The organism is Variovorax sp. BGA-UO-ETr-C22 (genome assembly GCF_059567965.1).
Map to the genome: position 1 here is coordinate 485450 of NZ_JCAQPA010000006.1, position 20557 is coordinate 506006.

Consider the following 20557-nt stretch of genomic DNA (forward strand, 5'->3'; position numbering starts at 1 on the left):
GATTCTGAGTTCTCGCCAGTACTGATGGTTCCGATGACGCGGACGAGCAAGGCGTGCTCGTACGAAGCGCCATCGAGAGATTCCAAATTGAAAACTGCAGTCATTCCGTCCGCCCCTCGCGGGGTCCGTGTTGTGGTGACCGGACTCTACCCCGCGAGGGCGCGGGCACCCCGTCACCACCTCATTCCTTCGAAGGCACGCTGATGCACGTCAAGTCTCTTTTCGCGCTCGATCACGCCGAAGTCGTCGAACTCGCCACGCACGCGGCCGAGCGGGGCGACGACATCGCGAACGCCAACCCGTTTCCGTCGGGTTGCTGGCGGCACGCCGTCTTTCGCGACGTGTTCGTCGCTCGCACCGCCGACCTCCAGCCGGTCGGCTGACCACTTCACTCCAACGAGCAATTCAAGATGCCCACCCTCGACGAGAACGACGAGCCGGCTTTCGCCCGCGGTATCGCCGGGCCCCTCGGCAAGCTGACCGAAGACCTGAAGACCAAGGTTGACGAGTCGACTGACAAGGTATTCCGGCAGCACTGCGCCATGAGCGGAACGGATGCCTCCACACTGCTGCGCGACTTCGTTTACCTGACCTGCTACGGCAAGACATGGCGGGCGATGGCGGCTGAGAAGCTGATTCATGACGAGGAGCGTATCGGCGCGCTACGCAAACTGACAGGGCCTTTTGAGGGCCCCGAATTCGTACAGCGGGGAGGGCGGGCTTGATGGGCGGCGCGACTCCTGCACCCGCCGTGAAGCGGCCGCTGCTGATGGCTCAGCAGCACGTCGACCAGTTCACGCCGGCATTCATTGCCTATCTGCCCGAGAACCTGGATGTCTACAACGCCTTCGAGCGTGAGGCCCTGCGCGTGGTTCGCCGCGGCTTCGAGCACTACAGCGCGCGCACCATCATCGAGGTGCTGCGCCACAACTCGGCCCTGGCCGAGCGCTCGGGCCCGTGGAAACTGAACGACTGGCACACGCCATACCTGGCACGCCTGTTCGCGCTGCTGAACCCGGCTTTCGCAGGGCTGTTCGAGTTCCGCGTCACGAAGGCGGTGGGCCGCGGCCGCGCCGCTGCGGCGAACGATCCCTCGATGGGAGCGGATGCGTGAAGGTCATTCATGTTGTTTCCGTCTCCGGTGGCAACCCGTTCCTTGATCTGTGCATGTGGAAGGGCCGTTTTCCTTCGCGCAAGGCGCAGTTCTGCACCGAGGAACTGAAAACCAACATGGCGGTCGGCTTCCAGCTCGACCTGATGGAGGCCGGCCACAAGGTGGTTTCCTGGCAAGGCATCCGGCGCGATGAATCGCAGAACCGGGCTAATGCCAAGAAGTGGGAGCGCGTCGGCCGGGGCCTGTGGATCGCTCGCCCGATCGTCGAGAACACCGCAGAGGAAGTTTTCGCCTTTTCCGCATCGCGCGGCGTCAAGCCCAACCCGCTGTACCTGCAGGACATGAACCGTGTCGGCTGCATGCCGTGCATCAACTGCAGCAAGGGCGAACTGCGCGCCATTGCCGCGCGCTTTCCTGAGCACTCCGCACGCATTGCCGAGTGGGAGCTGATCGTCGGCGCGTGCAGCAAGCTCGGCGGCTCGACTTTCATGGCCGACGCGCACCAGGCGAAGGACCGCCGAATCATCTTTGCCGATCTGAACATCTGGGCGCGCATCGAGTGGTCGAAGACCAGCCGTGGCGGCAAGCAATTCAACCTGCTGGACGAGCAGGAGAACGAGGGCGGCGGCTGCAGCTCTTCCTACGGCCTATGCGATCAGGGTGAGCCCGGGTTCCTGGAAGAGCCTCCAGTGCTTCCGCAATCGCGCGCCCGCGTGATTCCGATCCGGGAGGTGGCCTGACGTGATGCGCCCCATTCCATACCCCGCAGATACCCGCGCGAAGGGCTGGCGCTTCGAGCTGGACCACGAGCGCATCGAGCAGTCCGACACGTGGACGCTTGCGCCGCCCGAGGTCCGGCCGTGGCTGCTGATGCTGTGGCTCACGGCCTGGCGGCAGGAGCCCTGCGGGTCGCTGTCGAACTCCGACGAGCTCATCGCGGCCCGCATCGGCATGCCCATGAAGAACTTCAACAAGCACCGCGCCGTGCTCATGCGCGGCTGGTGGCTGGCCGAGGACGGGCGGCTGTACCACGACACCGTGACGAAGCGCGTGCTGGAAATGATCGCGGCGCGCGACAAGGACCGAACCCGGAAGGCCGCGTACCGCGCTCGGATGGACGCGGAAAGGACGGGGGCGTCACAAGGTGGTCCTGATTTGTCCCATGGGACAGACACGGGACACGGTGGGGACTCTGGGCGGAGTGACCCCGGGAGAGACGACACCGGAACCGGAACCAGAACCAGTACTGGTAAAGAAGAAACCACCACCACGTCCAGATCCCAGGCCGGAACGGTGGGGGGTGATGTGCAAAGCCCAACGAAGGCGGGAGCCATCTGCAAGGCCATCCGTGCGAAAGGCATTGCCGACGTGAACCCTTCGAGCCCGGAGCTTCTGGCCCTCATCGCCAAGGGCGTGCCCGTCGAGACGTTCGAGGCAGCGGCCGAAATTTGCGCCAAGGCCACGCCTCCCAAGGGCTTCGCCTACCTGCTCGGCATCGTAAAGCGCCAGCTCGGCGAGGCCGCGGCCATCGCTTCCGGCGTCGGCATGCCCGTGAAGCCCTGGGACGAGTCCCGCACGTCCATCGAGGCGAAGGGCGAGGAGGTCGGCCTGGGCCGTTGGAACGAGCACGACCTGAGCGTCAACCGCGAAACCTTTCCCCAGTACACGGCCCGCGTGCGCCGGGCCGTCGAGCAACGACAAGGAGAACCCGCATGACCAGCATCGCGCACGTCGCCTCCATCGCACTCGGCGCGCAGCGCCGCCTGCACGTCCTCTCGTGCGCCGAGCGCCAGCTGCGCGGCCAGGGGCAGCTGTCCGCCGCGGCCGCGTACGGCATCAGCGCCTACCGCGCTGTCGAGCGCAGCAGCCTGGACGTGTGCGCCGAGCACTTCGCAAACCTGGCCCCGGCAAACGACAGCGCCTTCACCCCAACCCCGGATCCCGAACTGGCATGACCACGCGCCGCCCCAAGTTTGAATTCGACGCCGACGAGGTGTTCGCCCGCATCCGCACCAAGCCGGTTCGCTGGAATGACCTCGCAAAGACCAAGACTGCACGCAGCCAACTGCGGCCGATCATCGACAACCTGCTGGCCAGCGGCGCCGTCAAGTTCGTGCGCCTTGGTGGCAGTCGGCATCTTGCTGCAGCAGCCTGGAGCCCGTCGAAGCAGGAGGAACTGGACGAAATCTACGGCCGTTGCCGTGCGGTCGACGGTTGCATGCTGTGGACCGGGCGCATCGACCCTGACCGCGGCCCGGCCATGTACGCCGCTTGGGGCGGCACCGAGCGCTCTGCGCGTCGGCGCGTCTGGGGCGTCCGGCAGCGCAAGCTCGACCGCGCGAGCACGATTGCGATGACCTGCGCCAACCCCTCCGACTGCGTGCTGTTCGAGCACATGCAGCGCACCAACAGCGGCGCGAAGATGAAGGGCAAGCCCAAGACTCTTTTGCACCGGATTGCCATCGCAACAGCGAAGCGAAAGACGTCGGGAAAGCTCACGGACGAGAAGGTCGCACGCATCCTCGATGGTGATGAGAGCACCCGGTGCCTCGCACGTGAGCTGGACGTGAGCCAAGCCACGGTACATGCAGTGCGCTCGCGTGATCGCTGGCGCAACTACCGTGCGACGCCGTTCTCTGGCCTCGACGCCGCCAACGATTCAGGGAGGCGCCGCGCATGAGCTGCCGGAACTGCGACCTGGCCGCCGTGCGCGCCGATCACCCGGGCTACACGGCCAACTGCCGTGAGTGCCTTGCCCGTGGCATCGCCAACGGCCCCGAGTTCTGGCGCTCGCGCCAGGACGGCGCCATGAGGCCCGAGTACGTCTCCGCGCTCAAGAGCATCTGGGGCGAAGACTGGGAGGCCGGGAACGAAGCCGTGAAAGCGGCGCATGTGCGGCTGCGCGCACTGCGCACTTCGCCGCAGGGGGCGCTCCTGTGACGGCGCGCATCCTTGGAATGGACCCCGGCGCCAGCACCGGACTGGCCTGCTACGAAGACGGAGTGCTGACCTGGCTGCGCACCATCGAGCCGCACGCCATCGATCACTTCCTCCGCGACCTGATGCCGGCGCGTGTGGTGTTCGAAGACAGCCGCCTCGAGAAGCGCGCGTGGAATGCGCGCACGAAGAAGGACTACGGCGCGGCACTAGCCACGGCCCGCTCGCTGGGGCAGGTGGACGCCTGGTGCAGCCTGATCACTTCCATCTGCGCGAACCTGGGCATCCCGGCCCACGGCATCAGCCCGACCGCGAAGGGCGCCAAGTTGGACGCGGCCGCCTTCGCTGTCGCCACCGGCTGGACGGCACGCAGCAACCAACACGAACGCGACGCCGCGATGCTGGCGCGCATCTACCGGAGAGCGATTCGATGAGCGACCTTGCCTTGCATGTGGTCTGGCCGGACCAGGAGCGCGCGCGCTCCAGCTTCCTCGAGCGCGTGGCGCCGTGGTGCAAGCAGCAGTGGGCCGCCGGCCGTCGCCTGGAGCTGGAAATCCGGCTGCACGAAGACGCCAAGACCGACCGTCAGCGGAAGTACTACCACGGCGTGGTGCTGAAGACGATTGCGGCGCAGGCCCGACCGCAGGGTGCACAGTTCCCGCTGGCGGTGTGGAAAGAGCACTTCCGCGCCGAGTACCTGGGCCACAAGACCGTCACGACGAAGAACCCTCTCACCGGCAAGAAGGTGCGCCGGCGCGAGCGCGTCAGCACCGAAGACCTCGGCGTGAAGGGCTACAGCCAGCTCATCGACCGCGTGAGCGCCTTCGCCGCCACCGAGCTGGGGGTGAGCTTTCCCGCCAGCTACGAGCAGTGGGAGCGCATGCAGGTCGACCCGGACACGGGCGAGATCATCGGAGCCATCACGCCATGAAGTCGCTGACCTTCGGGCTGGACTACGACGACACCTTCACCGCCGACCCGGATCTGTGGCGCCAGTTCATCGCGACCGCGCAGGCGCGAGGCCATGCTGTGGTGTGCGTCACCGCGCGCCGCACGCCGCCCGACTTCTCGCGCGAGCCGCGCATGCCCGACAGCGTGCCCGTCGTGTGCACGGGCGGCCAGCCCTACAAGAAGCATGCAGCGGCCAAGGCCGGCTACGCCGTCAACGTGTGGATCGACGACATGCCGAGCCTGATCGAGCCGTCGCTGGTGCTGGACTTCGGCCTATGAAGCGCAGCGCGCCCCTGAAGCGAACCGCGTTCAAGCGCCCACGGCCCAAGGTCGTCGGCGTGGACCTGGCCGTGGGCCCGGACATCACGGTGCTGGTCCGCGTGCAGCAGGTGTCGGGCCGCATCGTTCGCATGGCTGCGATCAACGATGCGGACTTCCGGGGCGGCGCGCCGAAGACCGAGGCACAGCGCAACCCGGCGCTGCTGGCGATGGCGCGCAGCCAGCGCTGCTTGCTTACCGTGCCCGGCGTCTGCCGGCCTGACCCGGCCACCACGGTGGCGTGCCACAGCAACCAGTCGGTGCACGGCAAAGCCGGCGCGCGCAAGGCTGACGACCAGTGGCACGTATACGGCTGCTACTCCTGCCACCGGTGGCTCGACCAAGGCCCGGCGCCGGCGGTCGAAAAGATCGAGCGCTTCGCCGCAGCTCACAGCTGGATGGTTTCCATCTGGCAGGACATCGTTGCCGGCATGCAGCCGTCGACGCCGAAGGAACGGAAGGCTGCCCAGTGGGCGCTCGACCGCATTGAACCCAGACGAGGAGAAAAAACGAATGGCTGACGCCCGGAAATCAACAGCCGCCCTGGTGCTCGAGGCCGTGCAAGACCTGCACGCCAAGGAGCAGATCGTGACCCGCGAGACGCTGGCCGAACTCACCGGACTGAAGCTCACCGTGATCGACGACCGCCTCGGCACGCTGGTCGACGACGGCGCCATCCTGCGCGTGCAGCGCGGGGTGTTCGTGCCGGCGCAGCAGCACCCGCCTGCGCGGCCCATGTCGAAGACCGTGATGCCCGACGGAATGGTCAAGATCGAGATCGGTGACGAGGTGCTGTCGTTGACGCCCCGTGAAGACCGCGCGATGGCGAACCTGATGGCCGGCGCGGCAGCGCAGGCGGTGGCAATCGAGACGGGCCGCAACACCGCCATCCTGGCCGCCGAGCTGGGCGAGCAGATCAAGCAGCTGCGGCGCCAGGTCGCCGCGCTCGAAGCGAAGATTGACCCGAAGCAAGTGCAGCTGTTCGACACGCCCTGCAAGTCGAGCACCGCGGCAGCCAGCGCCGGCAAATTCAATGGTGCTACGCAATTTCGGTAGGCTGAAGCTGAGATTTCCTATGGGGTAACGCCCGGAAGCAGGGAGCCCATTCAAGATGAAAGGCGCCATTCACGCAGACATGCAGAAAGAAATTGAATGCCCAGCGGAGATAATTCTAGTGCGCCTCTTTTGTAGGAAATTGTTCGATCTGGAAATTCATCTAAAAATCTCTGAGAGTTTTCTTTTTGATGCGAATTTTCTATTGACACGTACATTGCCTTGTCGGTCAAAGAGTTTTCATCGAAGCGCGTTACCAAGCCCAGTCCATTGAGGTTGCTGATGTATACGCCGATGTTTTCTGGAAATGCGAGTTTTTTTACGCATTCGAGAGGCACGAGAGGCGACCCAATTTTTTTATAGTTTTTCTCTTCTTTAGCCATGGCTCTCACAGTAACCATTGGCATGGTATTTGATTTGCTGAAGTGCCTAAGAAACTGAGCCTCATCTGAACTTAGGCAGTTGATGATGTGCACAAAGCTCGGATGCGCATAATGCAACTTTTCGATATTGGATGCAGATGCTAGTAGGGTTGCATATAGATCGGCTAACTGGTCGTCCATTACATAAGTCAATTTATCCAGAGCAGGGACTCCGATCTCTGGCACTGCTCGTGCGACGTGATCTTCTGCGACTTTTTCCATCTCGGCACGGTAGCGTTCCATATTTTTTTCAAAAATCAAGCGACTTTTTTCATTCGCCATCTTTATCGGAAGCAGTATGGTGTTTCCCAGCCCGAGAACGGTTTCCAGCGCCTGACCTACCTGTTTAACTCCGGGGCGAGCCAAGTCTCCGTATATCTCAACAAGAATCCCGGGAACCTTGAGAGCTTCTTGAGCTACCTGTAACCAACCTTCGGCCATCTATATCTCCTCCAAATTGTGGTGCGATCGATTTTGATGCCATTCAGCGAGAAGCGAGCATCTGGTTTTTGCCAAGTACTCGGCCCCTGTAGGGATTCGCCGGACGTCCGTCCCGCGAGAACTCACCGATACCGGACCCCGAATATGGCGCGAGCCCTGGGGCTGGAGTGGGGGCAAACCACTTTGCGATACCCCCTTGCTCAGCCGAGGGGCCACAGGGTGAGGTTTCCCCAAAAGAGCCCACGCCTTGCGCCCTGGAACACTCACGCGCATCGACGAGCCCGCGCCTGGACTCTCGGGCTTGTGGGGGACCGTGGCGCTGGAAATACGAAAGCCCGCTGAAGCGGGCCGTCATCGGAAGCGGGCTGCGCCTACAGGCCGAACTTCTTGAGGATCGCGGGCAGCAACTGGGCCAGTAGGACTGCGCTGACGACCCACATGATGATGCTGTTCTTCGCCTCGGCGATGTCTGCTTTCGTGGCGTAGTTGGACTTCACAACGGCGAGGTCCTTTTCGAGCGCGGTCAGCTTCTCGCTCGTCTTTTCGGCGAGTGATTCGAGCTTGGCGACGCGGGCTTCCATATCCCCATTGTGGGGTGGTCCGCCTGACTTTCCAAGACCCTCACGCTGGCGTTCCAACTCCATCGCCATTGCCTTCGTCGGAATGTTGGTGGGCTCAGCCATTGGTCGCGTCCTTCGGCCCGCCCATCTTGAGCAACTTTCCGACCGAACTAAACGAGTCCGATAACTCTTTATGCAGCGCGTTCCGCTCAGCAGTTTCGGGGACGAGATCGACCAATTTGGAGACGACCATCGAAAGCGACAGCAGCGCCTGGATGATTTCAATTCGCTCGGCAGGTTCCATCGCTTGAGTATGCCCGCGATCAGTGCGCCTTCAACGACCTCAAAGAACGGGCCGTTGGCTGATGGCGCTGCGCGACTACTGCGACGGCCGCTTGAAGGCGAGGGCAGAGGCTCGCCCTCGCGATAGGCGATGATCAGCCGCCGGCTGCGCGAGGGGCAGGGCGGTTGGGTGGAGGGGCGCATGCCGAGCGAGGCATGCCGCATGCGCCATCGTTGTCGCAATTGAGGGAGACGTGGTTGATTGAGGACGAAGATTCCAAGATCAGGAGAAACCTGATCGTCGTCAGCGTGGTGATCGTCTTGCTGTGGTGGCTGAAAGTGCCACTCGGCGAAGCCGCCGGAAAACTGCTCAATGTCACCCTCGACAAGAAGGTGACTGAGTCGCGGCTATGGCGGGTCGCGCTGATCGGCTTGCTCTACTTCGCCATGAGGTTCAAGTTTTCGCAAGAGCACGCCGACGACTTCAAGAAGATGAAGGAAGAGTTTCTGGACTACCGAGATGAAGTGTTGTTCTGGGTCCTGAAGGAGAACGTGGCTTGGACCCGGGGTGCAAAGGCCTTGGGGACGTTTCACGAGAGGATGGCGACCCAATACGGTTACTCGCGGCAAGAGGCTGCAGTGAATCTCAGAGTGCACTCGATCAAAATTCACAAAGCAATGTTTGGATTCGTGAATGGCAAGAACGAGAGGGTCCGCCCGGAGAACGGGCAAGTTCGGGCCGAGATGGAGTGGGCCGTAACCACCTCCAGTAGGGACAGGTGGCGTGAGCCAGACTTGAGCTTCTATCCCCCCAAGCGCTTTCTGGTCGCGATATGGTTGATGTCGGCAGCCAAGCTGACGATTTACTCCAGAACCTGCACCTCTTTTCTTGTGCCTTGGGGACTGGCAGCCGTGGCAGCGGTTGTTGCTGGGTACCAAGTCATCAGTACCTGGTGATTCGCCAACGCTGTCAGACCGCGCGCACCATTGCGGTGGCATGCGAAATCCGAGGGGCGTGAAATGAAGGAACTGAGACACCGCCGGTGGGTCGTCGTGGCCTTGGTGCTGGCTGCGCTGGCTGGCTGCAAGGGAGAGCCGGGGCCAGAGCTATCCAATCGCTCCACACTTTCTCCGGAACAGGCGCTCGGTGCCTACGCGGCGCGCCTGGTTCAGGTTCGGCCACAGGACCTCGTGCGGGCTGGGCCGGCGCATCAGACGCTCGAAGCGCCACGGAGCTATCTCACGATTTTCACGGCGATCAGCCCTGCGATGCTGACGGAGTCGTCCGGCGTTGTTGACGAAGCCGCCCGACGGCGAAACGAAGCTATCACTCAACAGTGGCAGGACACCTACTGCACCGCCGAGATTCAGGCCATCCTTCGGCAGCACGGTGTGAAGCTTGCCTCGGCCCAGATCGTGGACGAGGCCGGTGTTCGTCACTCGCTCGCGATGTGCATCTTGCGCAGCTAGTCCTCCTGTAGGGCGAGCAATTTCACTGGCTCGGCGGCGCACTTCCCCATCACCACGCGCCGTAGGGATTCGCCACTCGGCCGTCCCGCTAGAACATTCCCTCGACGCTTTCGCCGAGCAGTTGTCTCCTCGCGCGGCCCCGGTCGCACCTCGCCCGCCAGGACCACCCTGGCGGGCTTTTCTTTGCGCATTGCTGCTCCTGCTGGTTGTCGACATAGACAAATAGTAACTTCCGTGTAATCTTGCTGCGCGCGGCTTGCGCGGCAAGGAGTCATGTGGAACAGCAATCTCTCTTTCGTTATTATTCGTTTGGGTACAATTACTGCATATTGCGAACAACAAAGGCTAACGAGTTGGGAAAGGAGTCCACCCTTTCGCAATTGAATTCGTTTTTGAGCTCGCTGAGCGAATTCGACCTGCAGGTAACTCAAAAAATTTGCACTGACCTTGTTGCCATAGAGGCTGAAATAGAAGCATCAGAGAAGAATGAGGTTTCGGTGGAGCACGCCAGCCGAATCGAGTCGGCTGTTGAGAAGTTGGACCCGGCATTGGACGCCGAATTGAAGCTCCGGGCTGCCTACATCATGACCAAGAAGAGGCACGCCTTGCCCTCTCTCACCGAAAGTCCTCAGGATCTTCTCGGAAAAGATTCCTGGAAAACGCTAACTGAAACCTCTGAAAAAGATTTCAAATCGGCCTGCATGTTGATAGCGCTTAATCAGCCGACGGGAGCGGCATTTCATTTAATGAGGGCGCTAGAGGAGCAGGTTAAAGTTCTTTATTTTGCATTTAAAAAGACCAAGCGACTTGCAAAGCCGATGTGGGGGCCAATGACCACTGAGCTGAGGAAAAAGAATAAGCCAAAGCCCTCTGAGAAGTTGCTTTCTCATCTCGACGGGATGCGTGTTCATTTTAGAAATCCAACACAGCATCCGACAGCGTTCTACTCGATGAATGAGGCCGAAGATCTGCTTAGCCAGACCACAGTCGCAATCGGAATGATCTGCGCGGAGCTTCCTCCGAAAGCTGTCTAATCGGGCTGCCCCCTCTAGGGTTCGACCAATTGGCCGCGCGCGGGAAGACTCTCGCGCATGGCAACTCGCAAGCCGGCCAAGAAGCCAGCACCCGCAACGAAGAAGACCACCAAGACCCCCGCCGCCCCAAAGAAGGCTGCGGGTGTTCCTGCGCGCAAGAAGGCAGCAGCCGCGCCTGTGAAGCCCAAGAGGGCGCCCCGGAAGGTCAAGCCCGCACCTGTCGAGAGCCCGCAGCTCGGCCTCACCCCACTGCAGCAGCGCTTCGTCGACGAGTACCTCGTGGACCTGAACGGCACGCAGGCTGCGATCCGGGCGGGCTACAGCGTCGACACCGCGCGGCAGATGGCTTCCGAGAACCTGTCAAAACCGTACATCCAGGTTGCCATTGCCGATGCTCGCCAGCGTCAGCAGGAGCGCACGCACATCCAGGCTGACCGTGTGGTGCTCGAGGCTTGGAACATCGTCTTCGCCGACCCGCGCGAGCTGGTGCAGGTGAAGGTGGGCTGCTGTCGCCACTGCTACGGCGAGGGCTTCAAGTACCAGCGCACCCTCGGCGAGTTCAACCATGACCAGGAGCACCACGCCGTGAAGGCTGGCAGCTTGGCTGACTTCGACGAGAAGGGAGGCATTGGCTTCGACCCGCTCAAGCCACCGCACCCGTCGTGCCCGGAATGCGGCGGTGATGGCCACGCGCGCGCCGTGCTGGCCGACACCCGCAATCTGTCGCCCGCCGCGGCGGCGCTGTATGCCGGCGCGAAGCATGGCAAGTACGGCATCGAGGTGCTGACGCACGACAAGGCCGCGTTCGCCGAGAAGCTCTTCAAGCACCTGGGCCTGTACGAAAAGGACAACCAGCAGAAGACCGATCCACTCGCGGCGCTGCTGCACGCCATCGCGAAGGGAAGCGGCAACGGGTTCAGCCCGGTCGCCAACGACCCGGAACGCAATGCAGCGCCCGCGGCGCCCAGCGCCTTCGTGCCACGCGCCGACGTGGAAGACGAGGGCTGATCGTGGCCGGCCGGACCCGAGTCGTCCACGACACCCCGCTGCGTCCTCTGCCCACCAACGCGGAGGAGCTGCAGCGCTGCCTGGCCGACCCGGAATGGCGCCTGTTCAGCGGGTGCCTGTACAAGATCATGGTGAAGGGCGACGACGCGGAAGAGGGCGAGCCGGCCGAGTCGTTCGTTCTGCCGTTCAGGCCCAACGGCGCGCAGCGGCGCTTCCTGCTACGCCTCTGGCACCGGAACCTCATCCTCAAGGCCCGGCAGCTCGGTTTCACGACGCTCATCGCCATCCTGTGGCTGGACCACGCGCTGTTCAACGCTGACCAGCGCTGCGGCATCATCGCGCAGGACCGCGAGGCGGCCGAGGCGATCTTCCGCGACAAGGTGAAGTTCGCCTATGACAACCTGCCGGAGGAGATCCGGCAGCGCTTTCCGCTCGCGCGCGACAGCGCCGTCGAGCTGCTGTTTGCCCACAACAACAGCAGCGTGCGTGTTGCAACCTCGATGCGCTCCGGCACCATCCACCGGCTGCACATCAGCGAGTTCGGAAAGATCTGCGCGAAGTACCCGGAGAAGGCGCAGGAGGTCGTCACCGGCTCGATTCCGGCTGTGCCGAAGAACGGCATCCTGGTCATCGAGAGCACCGCGGAAGGGCAGGAGGGCGAGTTCTTCGAGATCGCCAAGCGGGCTCAGGCGCTGCACTTCGGCCATCGCGTGCTCACCGTGCGCGACTACCGCTTCCACTTCTATGCGTGGTGGCAGGAGCCGAACTACACGATGGACCCTGGCCTGGTGCCCATCACGGTCGAGCAGCACGAATACTTCGAGCGCATCGAAGAGGAGATGGCCTGCAAGATCGACATGGGCCAGCGTGCTTGGTACGTCGCCACGCAGCAGGCGGACTTCCCGGGCAAGGAAGAGCGCATGTGGCAGGAGTACCCCTCCACGCCCGATGAAGCATTCCAGGTTAGCGCCGAGGGCAACTACTACGCCAAGGACATGGTGAAGCTGCGCAAGCGCGGCGGCATCACCTCGGTGCCCGTGCTGGACCTTCCCGTCTTCACGTTCTGGGACATCGGCAACAAGGATGGCACGGCCATCTGGTTTATGCAGGAGCTGCGCGGCGAGGCCCGCTTCATCCGCTACTACGAAGAGCACAACGAAGACCTGCGCCACTACGCCGCCCAGCTGAAGAACACCGGCTATCTGTTCGGCGCGCACTTTCTGCCGCACGACGCCGGCCACAAGCGGCTTGGCGACTTCAACCACAGCACGCGCGATCAGCTGCAGGCCCTGTTGCCCGGCCACACCTTCTTCATCGTGCCGGCCATCACGGAGTTGATGTCCGGTATCAGCATGACGCGCAAGCACCTCAAGGGCGCGTGGTTCGATCAGGAGGGATGCAAGCAGGGGATGGAGCGCATCCAGGGCTACCGCAAGAAGTTCAGCCGCTCCGAGAACCGTTACCTCGACCAGCCCGACAAGAGCAATGGTTGCAGCGAAGGCGCCGACGCGCTGCGCCAATGGGCTCAGGCCAAGGAAATTGGCCTGTTGGCCAACCTCACCGAGAGCACCGCATACGTAGAAGCACCCGCCTTGCATTGGCGCGTGTAGGAGCACCCATGACCAACGACATCAGCACCACCAACGAAACCGTCGACGACATCGAAGCCACCGGCGCACTCTCGCTGGAGGAATACCGCCAATTCATCTACGAGATAGAACAGCAGCCGCCGTGGCGCGGCGTGGCCGACAAGGAGCTGGACTACGCCGACGGCAATCAGCTCGACACTGAGCTGTTGAAGGCGCAGAAGGAGTTGGGCATCCCGCCGGCGAAGGAGGACCTGATCGGCCCGGCGCTGCTGGCGATCCAGGGCTACGAGGCCAAGGTGCGCACCGACTGGCGCGTGACGCCCAACGGCCAACCGGAAGGCCAGGACGTGGCTGACGCGCTGAACTTCCGGCTCAACGAGGCCGAGCGTCACTCAAAGGCCGATCGCGCGTGCTCTGCTGCGTTCCGGCCCCAGGCTGCCGTCGGCCTTGGCTGGGTGGAGGTCTCGCGCGAATCGGACCCCTTCAAGTACCCGTACCGGTGCACGACGGTTCACCGCAACGAGATCCACTGGGACTTCTACGCCAAGGAGGACGACCTGAGCGACGCGCGCTACCTGCGCCGCGAGCGCTGGCTTCAGCCCAGTCGCATCGCCAAGGTGTTCCCGCAACACAAGGAGCTGATCCGAGAGTGCGGGCGGCACGGCCAGTCGTGGTGGGTCAACCTGTCGCCCGAGGCGCTTGACGGCGGCGGCTCAACCGGGCTGACCTCGGGAGCTTGGGATGCCGCGCGCGGTTGGACGGTTTCCGAGCACCACTGGTACGACCCGGTGAGCAAGGACATGTGCCTGTCTGAGGTCTGGTATCGCCGCTGGGTCGACGCCATCGTGCTGCGCTCACCGGACGGCCGCGTCGTCGAGTACGACAAGGACAACGCGCTGCACAACCACGCATTGGCGCGTGGCTTCGTGCGACCGCAGCGCAGCGTGATCTCGCGCGTGCGACGCAGCTTCTGGCTCGGCCCGCACTGCCTGCACGACGGGCCCACCCCGTACACGCACCGCCACTTCCCCTACGTGCCCTTCTGGGGATTCCGCGAAGACGGAACTCGCGTGCCATACGGCTTGGTGCGCGGCATGGTCTTCCAGCAGGACCGCCTGAACAGCGGCACGGCAGCCATGACGTGGGGCATGACGGCCTATCGGGTTGAGCGCACGAAGGGCGCGGTGGACATGACCGATGAGCAACTGCGGCGCCAGGTCGGCCGTCGCAACGCTGACATCGTGCTCAATGCAGGCGCGATGTCGCAGCAGGGCGCCCGGTTCGAAGTGAAGCGTGACGTGCAGCTCACTGACCAGCAGCTCCAGATGCTCAACGATGCGCGCATGGCGCTCGAGCGCGTGTCGCCCGCGGCCGCCGGCGCATTCTCCGGCCGGCGCGGCACGGCCACCAGTGGCGTGCAGGAAGAGACGCAGGTCGAACAGGCGAACCAGGGCCTCGCGCACTTGATGGACAACTTCAGCGCTGGCCGTACCCAGGTCGGCGAGTTGCTGCTGGCGATGATCGTGGAAGACATGGGCCGCGAGCAGCACACGGTTGTCATCGAGGGCGATGCCATCACGTCCGACCGAACCGTGGTCATCAACAAGCCCGAGACGGATCCGCAGACGGGCACCACCTACCTCAGCAACGATCTACAGCGCATCCGCCTTCAGGTGGGCCTCGAGGACGTGCCCAGCTCACGCACCTATCGCGGCCAGCAGCTCAACGCGATGTCCGAAGCGGTCAAGAGCCTGCCGGCCCAGTATCAGGCGGCGGCCATGCCGTTCCTCGCTTCCCTCATGGATGTGCCGTTCAAGCGGGACCTGGTGGCGGCGCTGCGCAGCGCGGGTCAGCAGGCATCACCGGAAGACATCGAACGCCAGATCCAGGAGCGTGTGGCGCAGGAGGTCAAGCTGGCCGGCCACGAGCTGAAGGCCCGCGAGCTGGACATGAAGGAGCGGCTGACCGACGCGCAGATCAAGCAGATCATGGCCCAGGCAGTGCAGACGGGCGTACAGGCGGCCTTCGCGGCGATGCAGGGCGGAGCGCAGGTGGCGCAGATGCCGATGATCGCGCCCATCGCCGACACCATCATGCAGGGCGCGGGCTGGAAGCGTCCGAACCCTGGCGGCGACGATCCGAACTTCCCGGTGCCGGGCGAGACGGCCGCAGTGCAGATGAAGGACCCGTACATCCAGGGCGAGGGCCGCCCGATGCCGACCGCAGAAGAAGCTGCGGCATCGCCGGTGCGGGAGAACACGAGCCCAGGTTTCCCGCCTGTCCCGCAGGAGCCGCAGCGTGGAATGCACGGCATCGAGACGGCGCGGACTATCGACAACGTTCCAGCTTAAACACAGCAGCTTGAGCCAGCGTCAGGTTGGCGCTGCTGTAGGGGATGCGACCGCTGCTTCTGCTGTGGGGGCCGTGACCACTACTGATGCGAGAGGCGTGGCACCGAATACCCGTAGCAACAGGCTTGAAAGTCGAGGTGAACTTTTATCAGCAATGAGATTTCGACACGCTTCAAGGAAATGAATTGTGGCCTTTCCAAAGTGCTTTTCATACCTGCCCGGTTGGTTGCTCATCTCAATCATGCGTCTGAGAAATATCGCTAGCTTGTCAACATCTGCAGATCGGATTGCGTTCTCGAAGTCTGCGACCGTAGCTGATTGCATGACCAGTTCCTCTTCATTTCCCCAGCCGCTGTTTCGCACGATACCCATGCAAACATCGAAGACATTGCGCTTTGAATTTTGGGAGAGTTTTTTATTTTCGATGGCGGTTTTTATGCTGGAATGGACTGCTCGATGAAAACCATCAGAGTCTTCGATTTCTTCTTCGTTTTCATTGAAGCTAGTCAGCCAGCGATTAAGAATTTCATCTGCAAGGCTTCCTCCGTTGGGCAGCTTTGACACCGCATCGACAATCTCTGTCACCGAATATTGATCAAGTTGTGCGGAAATATCGGGGAATGCGCGGGCTTGCTGAAGTAGATCGGGTTCGGTAAGTTTATGGTTCCAATAGTACTCCTTGATGAATTTTCCGGCCTGCTCGTGTGCGCCATAACGGGTGTGCTCGTTAACATATCTTTCAATGATGGAGTTGATCTTGGTTGCATCGAGAAGGCCTGATTCCAAAAAGTCAAAAACTAGAGTGTCAAAATCATCAAGGCGACTTATCTCCAGGCTTGCCATCAGCAGTCTCCAGGCGGCCTCCTTTTTTTCCTCGGGGGTGGGCTCGTCTTTTTTATTTATGTCCGCCCAGACCATCCAGTCTTGCGTGCTGCCGAATCGAAGCACGAACTCCTTGGTTGGCCCATTCTCGATGGCCATCAAGTTCATGCCTGTAAGCAAAACAATCGATGGAACAGTTCTGTTTTGAATCCGTTCATCGAGAATTTTATTTTGCAGAAGTCGATTCGCGGTTTGAATTATCTTTTTTATAACTCGTATATTGGTCAGTTGGCATGTGGTGATTGATTTTCGAAGCACTTCCGCATAATTGGAGGGCACGCTTTCGATGGCGACTTCAAATGCTTCAGCTGGAGTTATTGATAGTTTAATCTCATGGTCTACGACTTTCTCTCTAAAGCCTTGCCACAGGTCGTTGTCGCTTACCTTGTCATTGTTGAGTATAAGGAGAAATCTAGAATTGTGCTGATTGATATACTCATCAATGAGTCCGAGCAATTCATCTGCCCCTAAGTTTTTGTGCTTGCGATCAATGTCGTCAATTACGATGAGCTTATCTTTTAGTATCAGAGGCGCCACGAGCAGTAAATTTAATTCGTTTAAGGTTGCGATGCCTTTGTAGTGTGTATCTGCCGCTTTGACGCTTAGCTTGTAAAAGCTTTTTAGCGAATCCATCCATTTTTCGCTCGATCGATTTGCGGGGAGTCGAGATTCTAAAAGCTTGCACTTAATATCGCTGATCCCGGAGAGTCCGAAAATAGAAATTTGAAGTGAGTTTGTAATTTCTGGTTTGGGTGAGCTTTTTTTAATTTTGTTCCAGAGATGTGTCTTGCCCGTTCCCCACTTTCCCGACAGCGCGATAACCCGGTACTCGGGATTGTCTAAAAGGTGGGTGAGTTGATTTTCAATTTCGCTGATTGACATTGGTTCGCCTCGACTGTGTTGCATCTTGTATTAGGTCACAGAGCCTCAATGCTTTCGGTGGGTAAGTTCCCGCATCGCCAACCTGTGTTGGCCGAGATGTACCCCCTGTAGGGTTTCGCTTTTCGAGCCTGTTTTCCCACACTGCCCTCAAGCAACCGCGCGCGAGCGCCGTTGCGAAGGTCACGACCGAGAGGGCGTGAGTCTCCATAGCAGATGGAGCAGGTCCGCGAGGTCTTGCACCGGATTGCTGGCCCTTTGCGGCCACGGCGATATGTGGCGGGACAGGCATGACGACATCAACCAACGACTTTTTCCAGAACAACGAGATCGACGGCGCGCTGACGCCACTGCAGGCCGCACAGCTCCTCGAGCTGGCGGAATCGGGCGATACCAGCTTCGGGCTGGACAACGGTGGCGCGCCCACGACCACCACTGCTGCACCAGCACCCGCACCGGAAGGCGCGGGCAACGTCGACGACCAGAAGAACAGCAGTACCGCCGCGCCGGCAGCTGCATCCGCCGCTGCGCCGGCACCAGCAGTTGACGTCGAGCTCGACCTTGTCAAGTCGGTCGTGCTCGCAAAGGATGGTGTCCACACCATCCCCTACGAGAAGCTGGCGCAGGCGCGCGAGGGCGAGCAGCACTGGAAGGCTCAGGCCGAGGCCGCGCAGCGTCAGCTCGCCGACCTGCAGACCGAAGCCCAGCAGCGCGCGGATGCCGGGCAGACGCCGACCAAGACCGACAACCAGGTGGCGGCCGCGCAAGCGGCCATCGACAAGGGCGTTGATCCGGTGATCTTCGGGGACTTCTCCGAGGAGGCGCTCGCCAAAGGCATCCAGACGCTGATTGCGCAGAGCGTGCAGGAGCAGGTGACTGCTCAGGTTGGAAAGGCACTCGCGCCGTTCCAGCAGCACCAGCAGCAGGCGGCGCAGGACGCGCACCTGGGCGCGATCTACAAGGCTCACCCCGACGCCGACTCCGTAGCGGAGAGCGCCGAGTTGAAACAGTGGATCGGTACCCAGCCCAGCTACTTGCAGCCCACGCTGCGAGCCGTGCTGGAGCAGGGCTCCGCCGAGCAGGTCATCGAGCTGTTCAACGACTTCAAGAAGGGCACTCAGGCCCCTGGAAAAAGCCAAACCGCCGTAGCCGACCCAACGGCCGCGGCACGGGCCGCTATCGCCGCTGCAGCGACTGCTGTTCCCGCTTCTCTCTCGGACATCCCGGGCGGGCGCGCGGATGCGCAGTCGCCGCACGAGCGGCTGGCGGCGATGGACCCCGCATCGATGGCTGACGCCATGCAAGGCATGACGCCCGACCAGATCGATGCGTTCCTGAACCGATCCCTGTGAGCCGACAGGCACACGCAGCACCACAACACAAGGAGGTCTAGATGACCGCGACCAAAACGCAAACGTCGTATGGCGATCCGAAGGCAATGATCCAGCAGGCTGCTGGCGTCTTCGCGGTCTGCCAGCAGCGCAACACCACCATGAACCGCCTGACGGGCAAGATGCCCAAGCTCGAAGGCGCGATCAGCACGATCAAGAAGCAGTCGAGCAATCACATGCCCATCGTGCAGGCCCAAGACCTGGGCCAAGGCAAGGGCGACGAGGTGAAGTTCAACCTCATCAACCCGAGCGGCGGTTACCCGATCATGGGCAGTGCGTACGCCAAGGGCAAGGGCGTCGGCGTCAAGCTGTCCGAGGACCGCCTGCGCGTCAACCAGGCGCGCTTCCCGATCGACATGGGCGACGTGATGAGCCAGATCCGTAGCCCGGTGGACCTTCGTCGCGTGGGGCGCCCGCTGGCGCAGCAGAAGATGAACGACTACCTGGACCAGTCCACGCTCGTTCACATGGGCGGCGCTCGCGGCTTCCACGACAACATCGAGTGGCGCGTACCGGTCGAGACGCACCCGATGTTCAAGGAAATCATGGTCAACCGCGTGAAGGCGCCGACCAAGAACCGCCACTTCATGGCCAAGGCCGGTGCCATCGACCAATTCACCGTCAACGCCGGCGAAGTCGACATCGCCTCGACCGACCTGCTGAAGATGGGCACCGTCGACGCTGTACGCACCTACATCGACCAGATCGCGCTGCCGCCGCCCCCGGTGCAGTTCGACGGCGATCAAGCCGCGACCGACAGCCCCATCCGCGTGATGCTGCTGTCGCCGGCGCAGTACAGCGGCTTCGCCACCGATCCGGCCTTCCGCAACTTCCAGGCGAATGCCGTGGCCCGCGCTCGGCTGGCGAAGGATCACCCGCTGTTCCTCATGGAAGCCGGCCTGTGGGGCGGCATCTTGCTGGTGAAGATGCCCAAGCCGATTCGCTTCTATGCGGGCGACACGATCCGCTACTGCGCGGGCTACGACACCGAGGTCGAAGCCGATGCGGTAGTCCCCGCGAGCTTCACCACGAAGTTCGCCATCGACCGCGCGATCCTGCTCGGCGGCCAGGCACTGGCTCAAGCCTTCGCGGCGTCGGAGCACAGCGGCATGCCGTTCTTCTGGAGCGAGGAAAAGGACGACCACGGCGACAAGCTGGAAATCCTGATCGGCGCAATCCTGGGCACGTCCAAGGTGCGCTTCGCCGTGGACCACGGTGACGAGACCCAGTTCACCGATCACGGCGTGACGGTGCTCGACACCGTGGTGCCGATCATCAAGCCGCGCGGCTGATGACCAGAGGCCGGGGCAACCCGGCCTTGTCTCATTCATCCCATTCAAGGAGCCACACATGGCCAACATCAAACTCAAGGGACTGGGCATCAACCAGTTCGGCGGCATGGCCGCCTACGGCAACGTGACGACGCTGCGTGCCACGCTCGAAACCAACGCGGCCGGCGCGGCCGTACGCTCGAACTCCGAGGCTCCTCTGGGCATCGGCGACAAGGTCTACCTGCAAATGCTCCCCGAAGGCTTCCGCCTCGAGGATTCGCAGACCATCGTATCGATTGCGCTCACGGCCGCGGTTACGGGCTCGCTGGGCTTCGAGTACGCCGACGGCGTCGACAGCGCTGAAGTGCCCCAGGACGCAGCCTACTTCGGCGCGGGCCTGGTACTGAACGCCACCGGCCGCCTGCGCACCGCATCGGTCAAAGCACCGGTGACGCTCGCAAAAGAAGCCTATCTGGTCCTGACTGTCCGCGCCGAAGTAGAACTGAGCCACCGCGCCGCTTGAATCGTGAGCCAGGGGTGGAAGCCGACGCAGCAATGGTCGACTGTGGATAAGTGTATGTCTTGCCTTGTTCTGTGACCTCCT

General features: G+C 62.1%; 26 protein-coding genes. 22 read left to right on the forward strand and 4 right to left on the reverse strand.

All coding sequences use genetic code 11. The features are described from left to right. Positions 1 to 203: 203 nt before the first annotated feature. The 13 genes from AC57B8_RS03880 to AC57B8_RS03940 are packed head-to-tail and all read left to right on the forward strand — an operon-like array spanning position 204 to position 6376. Positions 204 to 383 (forward strand): hypothetical protein, encoded by a 180-nt coding sequence (locus tag AC57B8_RS03880; RefSeq protein ID WP_496478709.1) that lies wholly within the window; start codon positions 204 to 206, stop codon positions 381 to 383. Between the two features lie 27 nt (positions 384 to 410). Further along, complete coding sequence (locus tag AC57B8_RS03885; RefSeq protein ID WP_496478710.1) at positions 411 to 725, forward strand: hypothetical protein; 315 nt, start codon at positions 411 to 413, stop codon at positions 723 to 725. A 26-nt stretch (positions 726 to 751) separates the two neighbouring features. Continuing rightward, positions 752 to 1114, forward strand: coding sequence for a hypothetical protein (locus AC57B8_RS03890; protein WP_496478711.1), 363 nt, complete (start codon positions 752 to 754; stop codon positions 1112 to 1114). Next, complete coding sequence (locus AC57B8_RS03895) at positions 1111 to 1854, forward strand: phosphoadenosine phosphosulfate reductase domain-containing protein (RefSeq protein WP_496478712.1); 744 nt, start codon at positions 1111 to 1113, stop codon at positions 1852 to 1854. Before AC57B8_RS03890 ends, AC57B8_RS03895 begins: the two co-directional genes overlap by 4 nt. Before the next feature lies 1 nt (position 1855). Then, positions 1856 to 2830, forward strand: a complete 975-nt coding sequence (locus tag AC57B8_RS03900) for a hypothetical protein (protein WP_496478713.1) — start codon at positions 1856 to 1858, stop codon at positions 2828 to 2830. Next, positions 2827 to 3069: a hypothetical protein gene (locus AC57B8_RS03905; protein ID WP_496478714.1), complete on the forward strand. Its 243-nt coding sequence runs from the start codon at positions 2827 to 2829 to the stop codon at positions 3067 to 3069. Before AC57B8_RS03900 ends, AC57B8_RS03905 begins: the two co-directional genes overlap by 4 nt. Next, entirely contained in the window at positions 3066 to 3794 is a 729-nt protein-coding gene (locus AC57B8_RS03910; RefSeq protein WP_496478715.1) for a hypothetical protein, read from the forward strand. The genes AC57B8_RS03905 and AC57B8_RS03910 overlap by 4 nt, the downstream gene beginning before the upstream one ends. Continuing rightward, a complete protein-coding gene (locus AC57B8_RS03915) occupies positions 3791 to 4054 on the forward strand; it encodes a hypothetical protein (RefSeq protein ID WP_496478716.1) in 264 nt (87 codons plus the stop codon). Before AC57B8_RS03910 ends, AC57B8_RS03915 begins: the two co-directional genes overlap by 4 nt. Then, positions 4051 to 4485: a hypothetical protein gene (locus tag AC57B8_RS03920; protein ID WP_496478717.1), complete on the forward strand. Its 435-nt coding sequence runs from the start codon at positions 4051 to 4053 to the stop codon at positions 4483 to 4485. The genes AC57B8_RS03915 and AC57B8_RS03920 overlap by 4 nt, the downstream gene beginning before the upstream one ends. After that, entirely contained in the window at positions 4482 to 4982 is a 501-nt protein-coding gene (locus AC57B8_RS03925; protein ID WP_496478718.1) for a hypothetical protein, read from the forward strand. Before AC57B8_RS03920 ends, AC57B8_RS03925 begins: the two co-directional genes overlap by 4 nt. Further along, positions 4979 to 5281: a hypothetical protein gene (locus tag AC57B8_RS03930; RefSeq protein ID WP_496478719.1), complete on the forward strand. Its 303-nt coding sequence runs from the start codon at positions 4979 to 4981 to the stop codon at positions 5279 to 5281. The genes AC57B8_RS03925 and AC57B8_RS03930 overlap by 4 nt, the downstream gene beginning before the upstream one ends. Then, positions 5278 to 5841, forward strand: a complete 564-nt coding sequence (locus AC57B8_RS03935; protein ID WP_496478720.1) for a nuclease domain-containing protein — start codon at positions 5278 to 5280, stop codon at positions 5839 to 5841. Before AC57B8_RS03930 ends, AC57B8_RS03935 begins: the two co-directional genes overlap by 4 nt. Further along, the gene (locus tag AC57B8_RS03940) at positions 5834 to 6376 is read left to right on the forward strand and encodes a hypothetical protein (protein ID WP_496478721.1); all 543 of its coding nucleotides are present in this window, start codon (positions 5834 to 5836) and stop codon (positions 6374 to 6376) included. The genes AC57B8_RS03935 and AC57B8_RS03940 overlap by 8 nt, the downstream gene beginning before the upstream one ends. Before the next feature lie 50 nt (positions 6377 to 6426). On the opposite strand, the gene AC57B8_RS03945 is transcribed toward AC57B8_RS03940, so the two are convergent. The 3 genes from AC57B8_RS03945 to AC57B8_RS03955 form a co-directional block, all read right to left on the reverse strand. Further along, positions 6427 to 7236 (reverse strand): DUF4393 domain-containing protein, encoded by an 810-nt coding sequence (locus AC57B8_RS03945; RefSeq protein WP_496478722.1) that lies wholly within the window; start codon positions 7234 to 7236, stop codon positions 6427 to 6429. Positions 7237 to 7607: 371 nt separating this feature from the next. After that, positions 7608 to 7919, reverse strand: a complete 312-nt coding sequence (locus AC57B8_RS03950) for a hypothetical protein (RefSeq protein ID WP_496478723.1) — start codon at positions 7917 to 7919, stop codon at positions 7608 to 7610. Further along, positions 7912 to 8100 carry a hypothetical protein gene (locus AC57B8_RS03955; protein ID WP_496478724.1) on the reverse strand — a complete coding sequence of 63 codons (189 nt, stop codon included), beginning with the start codon at positions 8098 to 8100 and terminating at the stop codon, positions 7912 to 7914. The genes AC57B8_RS03950 and AC57B8_RS03955 overlap by 8 nt, the downstream gene beginning before the upstream one ends. Before the next feature lie 236 nt (positions 8101 to 8336). Here AC57B8_RS03955 and AC57B8_RS03960 point away from each other — a divergent pair, with 236 nt between their 5' ends. The 6 genes from AC57B8_RS03960 to AC57B8_RS03985 all read left to right on the forward strand — a co-directional run bounded on the left by AC57B8_RS03960 (position 8337) and on the right by AC57B8_RS03985 (position 15530). Beyond that, positions 8337 to 9035, forward strand: coding sequence for a hypothetical protein (locus AC57B8_RS03960; protein ID WP_496478725.1), 699 nt, complete (start codon positions 8337 to 8339; stop codon positions 9033 to 9035). 63 nt (positions 9036 to 9098) lie between these two features. Continuing rightward, entirely contained in the window at positions 9099 to 9548 is a 450-nt protein-coding gene (locus tag AC57B8_RS03965; protein ID WP_496478726.1) for a hypothetical protein, read from the forward strand. A gap of 275 nt (positions 9549 to 9823) precedes the next feature. Continuing rightward, positions 9824 to 10582, forward strand: coding sequence for a hypothetical protein (locus AC57B8_RS03970; protein WP_496478727.1), 759 nt, complete (start codon positions 9824 to 9826; stop codon positions 10580 to 10582). Positions 10583 to 10639: 57 nt separating this feature from the next. Further along, a complete protein-coding gene (locus AC57B8_RS03975; protein WP_496478728.1) occupies positions 10640 to 11590 on the forward strand; it encodes a terminase small subunit in 951 nt (316 codons plus the stop codon). Between the two features lie 2 nt (positions 11591 to 11592). Then, positions 11593 to 13200, forward strand: coding sequence for a terminase (locus tag AC57B8_RS03980; protein ID WP_496478729.1), 1608 nt, complete (start codon positions 11593 to 11595; stop codon positions 13198 to 13200). An 8-nt stretch (positions 13201 to 13208) separates the two neighbouring features. After that, complete coding sequence (locus AC57B8_RS03985; RefSeq protein WP_496478730.1) at positions 13209 to 15530, forward strand: portal protein; 2322 nt, start codon at positions 13209 to 13211, stop codon at positions 15528 to 15530. Between the two features lie 21 nt (positions 15531 to 15551). Here the strand turns inward: AC57B8_RS03985 and AC57B8_RS03990 are convergent, their stop codons facing one another. Next, the gene (locus AC57B8_RS03990) at positions 15552 to 17294 is read right to left on the reverse strand and encodes a P-loop NTPase fold protein (protein ID WP_496478731.1); all 1743 of its coding nucleotides are present in this window, start codon (positions 17292 to 17294) and stop codon (positions 15552 to 15554) included. A gap of 287 nt (positions 17295 to 17581) precedes the next feature. Here AC57B8_RS03990 and AC57B8_RS03995 point away from each other — a divergent pair, with 287 nt between their 5' ends. From AC57B8_RS03995 to AC57B8_RS04005, 3 genes are read left to right on the forward strand one after another with little or no spacing between them, the layout of a single operon-like run. Continuing rightward, positions 17582 to 18643, forward strand: coding sequence for a hypothetical protein (locus AC57B8_RS03995; RefSeq protein ID WP_496478732.1), 1062 nt, complete (start codon positions 17582 to 17584; stop codon positions 18641 to 18643). Between the two features lie 41 nt (positions 18644 to 18684). Further along, positions 18685 to 19974, forward strand: coding sequence for a N4-gp56 family major capsid protein (locus AC57B8_RS04000; RefSeq protein ID WP_496478733.1), 1290 nt, complete (start codon positions 18685 to 18687; stop codon positions 19972 to 19974). A 58-nt stretch (positions 19975 to 20032) separates the two neighbouring features. Next, positions 20033 to 20476, forward strand: coding sequence for a hypothetical protein (locus AC57B8_RS04005; protein WP_496478734.1), 444 nt, complete (start codon positions 20033 to 20035; stop codon positions 20474 to 20476). Positions 20477 to 20557: the final 81 nt, after the last annotated feature.

Bases quoted from the DNA above. Each gene is read 5' to 3' on its own strand.
- AC57B8_RS03880 (WP_496478709.1), top strand. From the start codon at position 204: ATGCACGTCAAGTCTCTTTTCGCGCTCGATCACGCCGAAGTCGTCGAA.
- AC57B8_RS03885 (WP_496478710.1), top strand. From the start codon at position 411: ATGCCCACCCTCGACGAGAACGACGAGCCGGCTTTCGCCCGCGGTATC.
- AC57B8_RS03905 (WP_496478714.1), top strand. From the start codon at position 2,827: ATGACCAGCATCGCGCACGTCGCCTCCATCGCACTCGGCGCGCAGCGC.
- AC57B8_RS03910 (WP_496478715.1), top strand. From the start codon at position 3,066: ATGACCACGCGCCGCCCCAAGTTTGAATTCGACGCCGACGAGGTGTTC.
- AC57B8_RS03915 (WP_496478716.1), top strand. From the start codon at position 3,791: ATGAGCTGCCGGAACTGCGACCTGGCCGCCGTGCGCGCCGATCACCCG.
- AC57B8_RS03925 (WP_496478718.1), top strand. From the start codon at position 4,482: ATGAGCGACCTTGCCTTGCATGTGGTCTGGCCGGACCAGGAGCGCGCG.
- AC57B8_RS03930 (WP_496478719.1), top strand. From the start codon at position 4,979: ATGAAGTCGCTGACCTTCGGGCTGGACTACGACGACACCTTCACCGCC.
- AC57B8_RS03935 (WP_496478720.1), top strand. From the start codon at position 5,278: ATGAAGCGCAGCGCGCCCCTGAAGCGAACCGCGTTCAAGCGCCCACGG.
- AC57B8_RS03940 (WP_496478721.1), top strand. From the start codon at position 5,834: ATGGCTGACGCCCGGAAATCAACAGCCGCCCTGGTGCTCGAGGCCGTG.
- AC57B8_RS03945 (WP_496478722.1), bottom strand. From the start codon at position 7,236: ATGGCCGAAGGTTGGTTACAGGTAGCTCAAGAAGCTCTCAAGGTTCCC.
- AC57B8_RS03950 (WP_496478723.1), bottom strand. From the start codon at position 7,919: ATGGCTGAGCCCACCAACATTCCGACGAAGGCAATGGCGATGGAGTTG.
- AC57B8_RS03955 (WP_496478724.1), bottom strand. From the start codon at position 8,100: ATGGAACCTGCCGAGCGAATTGAAATCATCCAGGCGCTGCTGTCGCTT.
- AC57B8_RS03965 (WP_496478726.1), top strand. From the start codon at position 9,099: ATGAAGGAACTGAGACACCGCCGGTGGGTCGTCGTGGCCTTGGTGCTG.
- AC57B8_RS03975 (WP_496478728.1), top strand. From the start codon at position 10,640: ATGGCAACTCGCAAGCCGGCCAAGAAGCCAGCACCCGCAACGAAGAAG.
- AC57B8_RS03985 (WP_496478730.1), top strand. From the start codon at position 13,209: ATGACCAACGACATCAGCACCACCAACGAAACCGTCGACGACATCGAA.
- AC57B8_RS03990 (WP_496478731.1), bottom strand. From the start codon at position 17,294: ATGTCAATCAGCGAAATTGAAAATCAACTCACCCACCTTTTAGACAAT.
- AC57B8_RS03995 (WP_496478732.1), top strand. From the start codon at position 17,582: ATGACGACATCAACCAACGACTTTTTCCAGAACAACGAGATCGACGGC.
- AC57B8_RS04000 (WP_496478733.1), top strand. From the start codon at position 18,685: ATGACCGCGACCAAAACGCAAACGTCGTATGGCGATCCGAAGGCAATG.
- AC57B8_RS04005 (WP_496478734.1), top strand. From the start codon at position 20,033: ATGGCCAACATCAAACTCAAGGGACTGGGCATCAACCAGTTCGGCGGC.